Origin of the sequence: Nocardia jejuensis NBRC 103114 (assembly GCF_001613145.1) — a bacterium.
In the GTDB taxonomy this organism is placed as follows: Bacteria; Actinomycetota; Actinomycetes; order Mycobacteriales; family Mycobacteriaceae; genus Nocardia; species Nocardia jejuensis.
Window position 1 is genome coordinate 1 of sequence record NZ_BDBU01000085.1, and the last position, 11233, is coordinate 11233.

General features: G+C 68.4%; 9 protein-coding genes. All 9 read left to right on the forward strand.

The genetic code is table 11. The annotated features are described in order from the left end of the window. Positions 1 to 361: 361 nt before the first annotated feature. Complete coding sequence (locus NJ1_RS37590) at positions 362 to 1999, forward strand: ABC transporter substrate-binding protein (protein ID WP_067705107.1); 1638 nt, start codon at positions 362 to 364, stop codon at positions 1997 to 1999. Between the two features lie 12 nt (positions 2000 to 2011). Beyond that, a complete protein-coding gene (locus NJ1_RS37595) occupies positions 2012 to 3049 on the forward strand; it encodes an ABC transporter permease (protein WP_067705094.1) in 1038 nt (345 codons plus the stop codon). Beyond that, positions 3046 to 3924 carry an ABC transporter permease gene (locus tag NJ1_RS37600; protein WP_067705096.1) on the forward strand — a complete coding sequence of 293 codons (879 nt, stop codon included), beginning with the start codon at positions 3046 to 3048 and terminating at the stop codon, positions 3922 to 3924. The genes NJ1_RS37595 and NJ1_RS37600 overlap by 4 nt, the downstream gene beginning before the upstream one ends. Further along, on the forward strand, positions 3921 to 5681 hold the full coding sequence (locus NJ1_RS37605) for a dipeptide ABC transporter ATP-binding protein (protein ID WP_067705098.1): 1761 nt from the start codon (positions 3921 to 3923) through the stop codon (positions 5679 to 5681). The genes NJ1_RS37600 and NJ1_RS37605 overlap by 4 nt, the downstream gene beginning before the upstream one ends. Beyond that, positions 5678 to 6955 (forward strand): acyl-CoA dehydrogenase family protein, encoded by a 1278-nt coding sequence (locus tag NJ1_RS37610; RefSeq protein WP_067705100.1) that lies wholly within the window; start codon positions 5678 to 5680, stop codon positions 6953 to 6955. The genes NJ1_RS37605 and NJ1_RS37610 overlap by 4 nt, the downstream gene beginning before the upstream one ends. After that, positions 6952 to 8196: an LLM class flavin-dependent oxidoreductase gene (locus NJ1_RS37615; RefSeq protein WP_067705101.1), complete on the forward strand. Its 1245-nt coding sequence runs from the start codon at positions 6952 to 6954 to the stop codon at positions 8194 to 8196. Before NJ1_RS37610 ends, NJ1_RS37615 begins: the two co-directional genes overlap by 4 nt. A gap of 41 nt (positions 8197 to 8237) precedes the next feature. Continuing rightward, positions 8238 to 9224 (forward strand): LLM class flavin-dependent oxidoreductase, encoded by a 987-nt coding sequence (locus tag NJ1_RS37620; protein ID WP_067705103.1) that lies wholly within the window; start codon positions 8238 to 8240, stop codon positions 9222 to 9224. Then, positions 9221 to 10516, forward strand: coding sequence for an acyl-CoA dehydrogenase family protein (locus tag NJ1_RS37625; protein WP_084479265.1), 1296 nt, complete (start codon positions 9221 to 9223; stop codon positions 10514 to 10516). Before NJ1_RS37620 ends, NJ1_RS37625 begins: the two co-directional genes overlap by 4 nt. A gap of 140 nt (positions 10517 to 10656) precedes the next feature. Further along, positions 10657 to 11233, forward strand: a 577-nt coding sequence (locus tag NJ1_RS37630) for an LLM class flavin-dependent oxidoreductase (RefSeq protein ID WP_157574660.1), incomplete at its 3' end; no start/stop codon positions are given.

Below are 11233 nucleotides of genomic sequence, written 5' to 3' on the forward strand. Positions count from 1 at the left end.
GGGGCGGCCGCCGCCTCGGCCGCCGGCCCGATGTTCTCTGTCGGCCCGCCGTAGGGAATGAAGGCCGTGCGGCTGTACAGGAGCCACGTGCCGTCGGTTTTCGCGGCGGGAGCGGGGAAGTGCCGTCTCATGCGGAAAATCGATTCTTGAAATCACGGTGATTCCAAGCGGGATCGAAAGTGGTTGGGGTGGAGAAAGTTTCAAGAGAAACTTCAGTGATCGTGTAGCGACTCTTGCCGATCGGAACTAGCGGTTTACGAGCCGGGCGGGCCTAGCCTGCTGAAGGACAGAGCAGGGCCGAATTCGCCGGGACTGGCATTCGGTGACCGCGTCCGATCTCCGAGGAAGATTCACCACCGCGATGAGGAATAAACGACCTGGCCGGCTGCTGGCCGCGGGCACAGTGGCTATCGCTCTCGCGACTGCGCTCACCGCATGCGGTGGTTCGCAGTCGTCGCCGGGTGAGGCCGCCGGTGACCCGGTGGCCGGCGGCACGCTGAATTTCTACGATCCGATCGAGTACACGGCATGGCTGCCCACCAATTCCATTTGGTCCAACAGTCAGGTCACCGACAATCTCGCGGAGCGTTTGACCTGGCAGGACGCGAAGACCGGCGAGATCAAGCCGTGGCTGGCGAAATCCTGGCAGATCAGCGACGACAAGCTGAAATACACCTTCCATCTCCGCGAGGGCGTGACATTCAGCAACGGCGATCCGGTCGATGCCGCGATCGTGAAGGCGAACTACGATCAGCACGGATTCGGTGATGCCAAGCTCGGTATTCCGCCGGATCGCTTCTTCTCCGATTACAAATCCACCGATGTGGTGGATCCGCTGACCGTCGAGGTGTCCTTCACCAAGCCCAATGTCGGCTTCCTCCAGGTCGCTTCGTTCTACCGGGCCGGTTCGATTCTGGCCAAGTCGTTCCTGGCGCAGGATCTGAACGGTCAGGGACAGGCGAAGAACTGGGTCGGATCGGGTCCGTTCGTGGTCGATTCGGTCAACGGCACCACCGGTATCACGCTGAAGCGCCGCGAGGATTACAACTGGGCGCCCGAGGGGTCGGGACATCAGGGCAAGGCATATCTGGAGAAGGTGGTCTTCAAGACCGTTCCGGAGGCGGGCACCCGTGTCGGCGCTCTGCAATCGGGCGAGGCGCAGATCGCCCGGAACATCGCCCCCTACGACGAGGAGACGGTGACCGCCGGCGGCGGCGTCATCAAGGCGTTCCCGGTCCAGGGCCAGACCAACAAGCTGACTTTCCAATTGGATTCGGCCACGCCGGTTCTGGAGAAGGATGTGCGCCTGGCGCTGCAGGCCGCCACCGACCGCCAGGAGATCAACAAGACAGTGCTCTCGCCGAGCTACCCGATTCCCACGAGCATCCTGGTGCAGGACACCCCCAATCGCGGTGATGCGAGCCGCTATCTGGGCTACGACCTCGCCCGTGCGAATTCGCTGCTGGACGCGGCGGGCTGGAAGGCCGGTTCGGACGGCATCCGCGCCAAGGACGGCAAGCGATTGGCACTCGATATCTGGGTCTCGCCCTACTACCAGGTGTCGCAGCCGGTGCTGGAACTGCTGCAGTCGCAGTGGCGCAAGGCCGGCGTCGAACTGAAGCTCAACAGCACGTCGCTGACGGAATACGAATCGACCCAGACCGCGCGCCCGGGCAATTGGTCGCTGGTACAGGGACAGACCTCGCGGGCCGAGGCGGATGTGCTGCGCACCGCGTTCGACAGCGGCGCGACCAACGAATTGCACGCTCGCACACCGGATGAACAGCTGAACCAGCTGGTGCGCGCCCAGGCCTTCGAATTCGATCCGGCCAAGCGCACCGCCGCGGTGCAGGCCATCGAGGATCGACTGTTCTCCGAGGGCTACGTGATCCCGCTCTACGACGAAACCCAGGTCTTCGGTCTCGCGCCGAACGTGCACGGATTCTCCACCGAATCCACCGCGCGCACCTGGCTCTACGACACCTGGCTCTCGAAGTAACGGAGTGCGACGATGCGCGTCTATGTCGTGAAACGGCTGGTGCAGGCGATCCTGGTGCTCTGGGCCGCCTACACCCTGTCGTTCGTGCTGCTCAGTGCGCTGCCCGGGGATTCGGTCAACAACCGGATCCAGAACCCGGAAGCGCAGATCACCCCGGAAGCCGGGCGGATCATGCTGGAGTTCTACGGACTCGACCGCCCGGTCTGGCAGCAGTATCTGCACAGCCTTGCCGGGGTGTTCACCGGGGACTTCGGCTTCTCGCTGACCAACGGCAAACCGGTCGCGGAACTGATCGGTGAGGCGCTGCCCAGCACGCTCCGGCTCACCGCGCTGGGGCTGGTGTTCGGTCTGCTCCTCGCGGTGAGCGTGGCGGTCGCGGCCAACTACGCCCCGTGGAAATGGTTGCGCGACATCGTCGGAGCCGCACCGGCGCTGTTCGCCTCGGTGCCGACCTTCGTGGTGGGAATCCTTGCGCTGCAGTTCCTCTCGTTCCGCCTGCACGTGATTCCCTCGGTGGACAACGGCTCCTTCCGGGCACTGCAGGCTCCGGCCGTGACGCTGGGGTTGCTGATCGCCGCGCCGCTGGCGCAGGTGTTCGCCGGCTCGCTGCGCCAGACCCGGCGTCAGCCGTTCGTGCACGTGCTGTTCGCCAAGGGCGCGAGCGAGGGGTACGCGTTCCGCAAGGACGTGCTGCGCAATTCGTCGCTTCCGGTGCTCACCCTGCTGGGTATCGCGTTCGGTGAACTCATCGCCGGTTCGGTGGTCACCGAAGCGGTGTTCGCCCGCAACGGGATCGGGCAGCTCACCGTCGGCTCGGTCAATACCCAGGACCTGCCGGTGGTGCAGGGTGTGGTGCTGCTCTCGACGGTGGCGTACGTGCTGGTGAATCTCGCTGTGGACCTGGCGTATCCGTTCATCGACCCACGGGTGCTGGTGGGCGGCAAAGCGCGGCGGCGTACCGGAAAGCCGGTGGCACAGCCGATTCCGGATGTGCCCGCCGCTCGCGTGGTCGTTCCGGCCCGCTTGCCCGTCGAGATGGCGATGCCATGACACAGACACTGAACGGGTCTGAAATCGCCGTCCCCGAGAAGGATTCGTCCTCGGAGGCGGACGGTGTGGCGAAACGTCTGCTGCGCCACTGGAGTCTGGTTCCCGCCGTCGCGATCGTGGCGCTGGTGCTGCTGTGGGCGATCGTCCCGCAGCTGTTCACCACCTTCGATCCGCTGGCGGTCGACCCGGCATCCACACTGCGCCCTCCCTCTGGTGAGCATTGGTTCGGCACCGACCAGCTCGGGCGCGACCTGTACTCGCGGGTGGTCTACGGTGCGCGGGCCTCGCTGACCGGCTCCGCCATCGCGGTCGCGGTGGGCGTTGCGGTCGGCTCGCTGCTCGGGGTGATCGCGGGCTGGTTCGGCGGCTTCTCCGACAACCTGGTCATGCGGGCGATCGATGTACTGCTGTCGATTCCGGGGTTCCTGCTCGCCATCACCATCGTGGTGCTGCTGGGTTTCGGTGTGCTGCAGGCGGGTGTCGCGGTCGGGCTCACCTCCGCGGCCACCTTCGCACGGCTCATTCGCTCGGAGGTGCTCACCGCCCGCACCAGTAACTATGTCGAGGCCGCCACGACCAGCGGGGCGTCGACCTTCGATATCCTGCGCCGCCACGTGATCCCGAATTCGATCGCGCCGACCGTCTCGCTCATCACGGTGCAGTTCGGCATCGCGATCATCTGGATCGCCTCGCTGAGCTTCCTGGGGCTCGGCGCGCAGCCTCCGGATCCCGAATGGGGACGGCTGGTTTCGGACGGGCGCAACTACATCGCGACGCGCGGCTGGCTCACCCTGTGGCCCGGACTGACGGTGGTCGTGGTGGTGCTGGCGACCAATCACATATCCCACTACTTCTCCAGGAGGGTGTCGTCATGACCGTCGTCCACGCGCCCGTCGCCGAGACGAACACGGTGGCCGCTGCGGTGCTCGCGGTGCGCGATCTGAGCGTCGGCTACCAGGTCGGCCGCCGCATCGAGACTGCTGTGCACGGGGTGTCGTTCGAGGTGCCGCCGGGTCAGGTGCTGGCACTGGTCGGGGAGTCGGGATCGGGCAAGACCACGACCGCGCACGCGGTGCTGGGCCTGCTGCCCGGCAACGGGAGTGTGACCGGAGGCCGGATCACCTTCCGTGATCAGGAGCTCACCGAGCTGTCGGGCAAGGGCTGGCGCGATATTCGCGGTCGCGCGGTCAGCCTGATTCCCCAGGACCCCGGTACGTCGCTGGATCCGGTGCGCCGGGTCGGGCACCAGGTCGAGGATGTGCTGCTGCTGCACACCGATCTGGACGCGCGGGCCCGTCGCCGACGGGTGTACGAGTTGTTCGACCTGGTCGGGTTCACCGAGGTCGAGCGACGCTACCGGCAGTACCCGCACGAACTGTCCGGCGGTATGCGCCAGCGCGTGCTGATCGCGGCGGCGGTCGCGGCCGAACCCGATCTCATCATCGCCGACGAACCGACCTCCGCGCTGGACGCGACCGTGCAGAAGCAGGTGCTCGATCTGATCGACGATCTGCGGCGGCGCAGCGGTACCAGTGTGGTGCTGGTGACACACGACCTCGGGGTCGCCGCGGATCGCTCGGATCTGATCGGAGTGATGCGACAGGGTCGGCTGGTCGAGTGGGGGCCGACGAAAGCGCTTGTGGCACAGCCAGGTCACGAATACACCCGGAAGTTGCTCGACAGCGTCCCGTCGCGAAACGCCGCGCCGCGAACCCGTGGGGTGTTCGCCACCGGCGCCGGGGCGCCCGCGGATGACTCGGGGCACCCGCACCCGCACCCGGGTGCGGGTGCGCACTCGTCGACGGCTCCCGGCTCGCGTGCCGGCACCGTTCCCGCCGCGCCGGGCGAGACCGTCATCGAGGTGAGGGACCTGCGCAAGGAATACGACGGGGTCCCCGCCGTCGACGGCATCTCGTTCCGCGTCCAGCGCGGCGAAACCTTCTCCATCGTCGGTGAATCCGGCAGCGGCAAGTCCACCACGGCGCGCATCCTGACCGGCCTGACCGCGGCGACCTCGGGGGAGGCGACGCTGCTGGGGACCGATATCACCCGGCTGGGCCGCCGCGGCTTCCGCCCGCTGCGCCGCGATGTGCAGATCGTCTACCAGAACCCCTACTCCTCCTTCGATCCCCGCTTCGACGTCTACGACGTCGTGGACGAGCCGCTGCGCTCCTTCCAGGAGCCGCGCCGGGGCCTGCGGCGTGGACGCCGCAACGAGGACCGCGTGGTCGCCGCGCTCGAAGCAGCGTCTCTCCCGGCGGATTTCGTGAATCGGCATCCGCGCGAACTGTCCGGCGGTCAGCGCCAGCGGGTGGCGATCGCCCGCGCGCTGATCCTGGAACCGAAGGTGCTGGTGCTGGACGAGCCGATCTCGGCGCTGGATGTCTCGGTGGCCGCGCAGATTCTCGATCTGCTGCGCGCGCTGCAGCGGGAGCGCGGCCTGACCTACCTGTTCATCTCGCACGATCTGGCCGTGGTCCGGGCGATCTCGGATCGCGTCGCCGTCATGCGGCAGGGCCGCATCGTCGAACAGGGCGATGTGCAGGACATCTTCACTCGCCCGGCCGACGACTACACGGTCCGGCTGCTGGACGCCATCGCCGGCCATTCACTCACCGGAGGTTTGTCATGACCGCAGTTCAACCCGCCACGCTGCAGGAGGCGCTGATCGGCATTCGCGCCGTGCTCGCCGAATTCCCGAGTGGCGCAGGCGATCGTGATCTCGCCTTCGAGCACCCCGACGAGCTGATCGGGCGACTGGCCGAGGCCGGGTTCGGACGCCTGCGAGTGCCGGTGGAGTTCGGCGGTTTCGGCGTCGATCTGCCGACGCTGTTCGAGCTGCTGGCCGAGGCCGGGCAGGCCGATTCCAATATTCCGCAGATCTGGCGCGGGCACTTCACCACCACCGAGATCCTGCGCGCGGAACTGGATCACGAGGTGCGCGCGCACTGGCTCGGCGTGATCGGCCGGGGTGCGGTCTTCGGCAACGCACAGTCCGAGCCGTCGGCCCTGGTCGCCGAAGCCGTTGCGGCCCAAGGTGAACCGTCGCCGCCGTGGGGTGCGACCATCACCCGGGTCGAGGCCGGCGCGGACGGGCAACGGCTCGTATCGGGCACCAAGTTCTACTCCACCGGTTCCCGCTACGCCGACTACATTCGCGCCGCCGTGGTCGACGAGGCGGGGGAGCGCGGGTTCGTCGTGATTCCCGCGCGACACCCGGGCGTCACCCACGTGGACGACTGGGACGGCGTGGGTCAGCGCCAGACCGGCAGCGGCACCACACTGTTCGAGAAAGTCCCGGTTCAGGAGCACGGCGACATCGGCCGGTTCAAGGAGTCGCTGCGCGGTCTGGACTCGTTCGTGCAGATCGTGCACCTGGCGAATCTCACCGGTATCGCACGCAGTCTGGTCGCCGAGACGGTCGATATCGTGCGCGGGCGCACCCGCACGAGCCTGCACGCCACCACACAGCAGGCGAGTGCCGATCCGGAGGTGCTCGGTGTGATCGGCACACTCCACACGCGCAGCCTCACCGCCGAAACGCTGCTGCGCCTGGCCGCCGAGCGACTCGAGGCCGCGCACGGCACCGGCGCCGAATCCGATTACACCCGTGCGTATCTCGACGCCTCCGCGGCGCAGATCGGGATCATCGAGGCGGTGCTGGACGCGGCGAGCCGGGCCTTCGACGCCGGCGGTTCCTCGGCGGTGCGCAACAGCGTGCACCTGGACCGGCACTGGCGCAATGCGCGCACGCTCGCCTCGCACAATCCGGTGGTCTACAAGCCCCGCGTGATCGGCGACTTCCTGGTCAACGGAGTCGCCCCGGTGCCCGGCTATTACCGCAACCGGCCCTCGATCACCGCACTCACCGACGAATCCGTCACCGGCGAAAGGGTCGCGCAGTGAGCCGACAGCTGCATCTGAACGTCAATATCCTCAATGCCGGTGTCTTCGGCGGATCCTGGCGGTTCCCCGGGACCGACGGGCGCGCCAGCTACGGGATCGAGCACTACACCTCGATCGCCCGCAAGGCCGAGCAGGCCAAGCTGGACGCGGTGTTCCTGGCCGACGGCCCGGTCCTGGATCCGACCATCAAGCACCGCACGGGGAACAACCTCGAGCCCACGACGGTGCTGGCCCGCGTCGCCGCGCAGACCGAGCGCATCGGACTGATCGCGACGCTGTCCTCCTCCTACAACGATCCGGTCGAAGTGGCTCGCCGCCTGGGCGATCTCGATCATCTCAGCGGTGGCCGGTTCGGGTGGAACGTCGTCACGACGGCCGGTGCGGTGGCGGCCCGTAACTTCGGCCGGACCGGGGAGCCCGACCACGGCCTGCGCTACCGGCGAGCGGCGGAGTTCGTGGAGCAGGTGGTGGCGGCGTGGTCCGCGCGCACCGATTTCGTGTCACCGCAGGGGCGTCCGGTGGTGGTGCAGGCGGGCGGATCCAGCGACGGCAAACGGCTCGCCTCACGGGTCGGGGAGGTGATCTTCTCGGCCGAGCAGGATATCGCCAAGGCCAAGGCCTTCCGCGACGAATTGCGCTCGGGTGCCGCGGAATTCGGTCGCGACCCGAACGAGATCGTGGTCCTGCCGGGATTGTCGACCGTGCTGGGCAGCACCGAGGCCGAGGCGAAGGAGCGCCGGGAACTGCTGGACGAGTTGCTGCCGGACGCGTATGCGCGCGAACGCCTGGGCGGGCAGCTGGGATTCAGCCTCGAGGGCCTGTCGGACGCCGAACCGATTCCCGCCGAACTGCTGATCGAGCCCGATACCGCCGGCGGTTCACAGACCTTCTACCGGGTGGTGCGCGACATCATCGACCGCGAGAATCCGACCCTGGGGCAGCTGCTCAAGAAGCTGTCCGGCGGTGGCGGGCACCGCATCGTGGTGGGCACGCCCGAACAGATCGCCGATGACGTCGAACGGTGGTTCCGATACGGCGCGGCCGACGGATTCAATGTCATGCCGGACGTATTGCCCTCCGGCTTCGACGATTTCGCCGACCATCTGGTTCCGGTCCTGCAGCGGCGCGGTCTGTTCCGCACCGACTACGAGGGCACCACGCTGCGCGACCACCTCGGCCTCGGACTGCCGGACGCACCCTCCGGGGTGTGGGACCGCGGACCGCTCGAAGCCGCTCGCTGAGCGACGCACCGACACAGACGCACCGACAGACAGGCAACAGTATGGGAACCCCGATCCTGATCGACCTCGCCGTGGGTGCGCCACAGTCGCACGCCCAGGACGAGGCAATCGCACTCGTGCCGCTCGCCGCGGCCGCGAGAATCGCCGCCGCGGCACACGAGAGCGGCGCGGCCGCTGTGCGCCTGCGTGATTCGGCCGGTACACGCCCCGTGATCGACCCGAGCGTGGCCGCCGCCTACCTGGCCGGTCTGGTCGGTGAGATCGGCTACCTGGTGGATCTGCCCACGACCGGCAACGCGCCGTACAACGTGGCGCGGCGCATCCTGTCCTTCGACCGGGCGAGCGCCGGGCGGGCCGGGGTCGTGCTGCGGCCCGGCGCGGACGACGAGGTGAGCCGTGCGACCGCACCGGACTCGATCATCGGCGATCCGGCGCGGCGCTGGTCCGAGTACGCGGAAATCCTTGTCCGCCTGTGGGAATCGTTCCCGCGGACGGCACTGATCGCCGATCAGGAGCGCGCCCTGGTCGTCGAACAGGAGCTGATCCGGCCCATCGACTTCGACGGCCGCTTCTATCAGGTGGCCGGACCACTGGACGGCCCGTCCTCGGTGCAGGGGCGTCCGGTTCTGGTCGCCGCCGATCCGATCGAGCTCGGCTGGGCCGAGATCGCGCGATTCGCCGACGTGGTCGTGGTCGAGCCCGAGCACGCCGCCACCGCCGATCGCGATCTGCGCGCGGCGCTGGAAGGCACCGGCCGGACCCGCACCGATATCGTCCTGATCGGCAGAGCCGTCGTAACGGTCACCGCCGACACCGATACCGCCGCATTGGCTTCGGACCTGTCGGCCTGGGCCGAGTCCGACCATCTCGATGGTCTGGCCCTCGCGCCGGCCGGGGACGCGCACGCGGTGGAGACGGCCATCCGGACCCTCGTGCCTCTGCTCTCCGCCGGCGGTCCCTCGAACCCCACCGGAGCAACTCTGCGCGCCGCACTCGGCCTACGCGAGACGACGGAGGTACCGGCATGACCGCCGTGTACGACAGCGGCGCGGGACACATCGTGCGACAGGGTGCGGCGGGTTTACACGCCCCGGAAGCTTCGGTGTCGCACGCAGGGAGCCTGCCGGTGGAGCCGAAGACCGTGACCGTGGCGGGCATCCGAGCCGAGATCGGGCCGGTGCTCGAGCGGCTGGGGGCGAGTGCCGGGGCGCGGGAGCAGGCACGGGACTATGCGTTCGCGGATGTGCGGGCGCTTGCCGACGCGGGAATCGCGCTGATCGGGATCGCCGAGCAGGACGGTGGGGCGGGCGGTTCGATCCGGGAGCTCGCCGAGGTGCTGATCGATATCGCGCGCGCGGATTCCAGTGTGGCGCAGGCCTTGCGCGGTACCTTCCTGACCGCCAATTCGGTGGCGTCGCGGCCGGATCTGCCGCATCGGCAGGTGACACTGGCCAGGCTCCTGCACCGGGACCTGTTCGCGGGCACCGGGAACGAGCGCACCGGTGGCGCCAGCGGGCAGATCAACGCCACCGCTCGCCGAGCGGGTGCGAACTGGATCGTGAACGGGGAGAAGTACTACTCCACCGGCGGTCTGTACGCGTCCTGGTTCTCCACGCAGGCGCGTGCCGAGGACGGCACGGTGCTGCGGTTCACGGTGCCCGTGGGCCGCGTGGGAGTCGAGCGGCTCGACGATTTCGACGCGGTGGGCCAGCGCCTGACGGCAAGCGGCACAACCCGGTTCACCGAGGTGACCGTCTTCGCCGACGAGGTGATCGGCACGGGGGAGACGGACGCGGCGCCGGACAATCCGTGGCTCGGGACCTTCGCACAGCTGTACCTGGCGGCCGTGCAGGCCGGTATCGCGGCGCGCGCCCTGGACGATGCGATCGAGTACGTCCGCACGAAAGCCCGTCCGATCAAACACAGTTCGGTCGACGCGAGCGTCGAGGATCCCTACGTGCGCCAGACGGTCGGGGAGATCGCCGCCCGCGCACAGGCCGCCCGCGCGGTGGTGCTGCTGGCGGCCGAGAGTCTGCAGCGCGTGCGCGGCCTGACCGGCTCGGACGCACGGTCGGCCGGGGCGGCGGCCTCGGTGGAGGTCGCGACGGCCGGGGTGATCGCCATCGAATCCGCCCTGAAGGCAGCCGAATTGCTCTTCGACGTCGGCGGCGGCTCCATCACCGACCGCGATCTCGGTTTCGACCGCCACTGGCGCAATGCCCGCACCGCCGCCAATCACAATCCGCGCCAATGGAAGCAGGCCGTCGCGGGCGCGTACCACCTGACCGGTGAGGACCCGCCGACCACCGGACTGTTCTGACCATGGTGGAAACGTCAGTGCTCGGTGCGCGGGAGCCGTCTCGACGAGGTGCGCGCACGCACGACGCCGCGCCGAAACCTGTCGCGCCGAAACCTTCAGCGCCGAAACCTTCAGCGCGGCACGAGAATCAGGAGATACCTATGACACAGGCGGCAACGCCGGACATCGGCGCCGGGGTCGAGGACGGCAGGCCGTTTCGCCTGGGCTTCCTGCTGCACCTGGACCGCGATATCCCGCCGGCCCAGGCGTATCGGGAGGCGATCGAGCTGTTCCAGACGGCCGAGGAGCTGGGATACGACTCGGGCTGGGTGATCCAGCGTCACTTCCGGCAGGGGCGCGAACACGTATCGGCTCCGCTGGTGCTGCTGGCCGCCATCGCCGAGCACACCTCGCGGATCCGGCTCGGCACCGGCGTGCTGGTGCTACCGCTGGAGGATCCGCTCAAGGTCGCCGAGGACGCCGCCACACTCGACGAACTCAGCGGCGGGCGAATGGAATTGGGCGTCGGGTCCGGCCCGTTCCCCGGCGCGTGGGCGGCATTCGGCAAGGATCTGGCCCGCAAACACGAGGAGTACGACACCTCGGTCGCCCGCCTGCACGAGGTGCTGGACGGGCACCCGCTCAACGACCTGGGTGAGGTGCTGCACCCGCCCGCCCCCGCACTGCGACAACGGCTCTGGCAGGCCACCACCGGCGACCCCGCGCTGGCCGTCGCCG

Bases quoted from the DNA above. Each gene is read 5' to 3' on its own strand.
- NJ1_RS37590 (WP_067705107.1), top strand. From the start codon at position 362: ATGAGGAATAAACGACCTGGCCGGCTGCTGGCCGCGGGCACAGTGGCT.
- NJ1_RS37595 (WP_067705094.1), top strand. From the start codon at position 2,012: ATGCGCGTCTATGTCGTGAAACGGCTGGTGCAGGCGATCCTGGTGCTC.
- NJ1_RS37600 (WP_067705096.1), top strand. From the start codon at position 3,046: ATGACACAGACACTGAACGGGTCTGAAATCGCCGTCCCCGAGAAGGAT.
- NJ1_RS37605 (WP_067705098.1), top strand. From the start codon at position 3,921: ATGACCGTCGTCCACGCGCCCGTCGCCGAGACGAACACGGTGGCCGCT.
- NJ1_RS37610 (WP_067705100.1), top strand. From the start codon at position 5,678: ATGACCGCAGTTCAACCCGCCACGCTGCAGGAGGCGCTGATCGGCATT.
- NJ1_RS37620 (WP_067705103.1), top strand. From the start codon at position 8,238: ATGGGAACCCCGATCCTGATCGACCTCGCCGTGGGTGCGCCACAGTCG.
- NJ1_RS37625 (WP_084479265.1), top strand. From the start codon at position 9,221: ATGACCGCCGTGTACGACAGCGGCGCGGGACACATCGTGCGACAGGGT.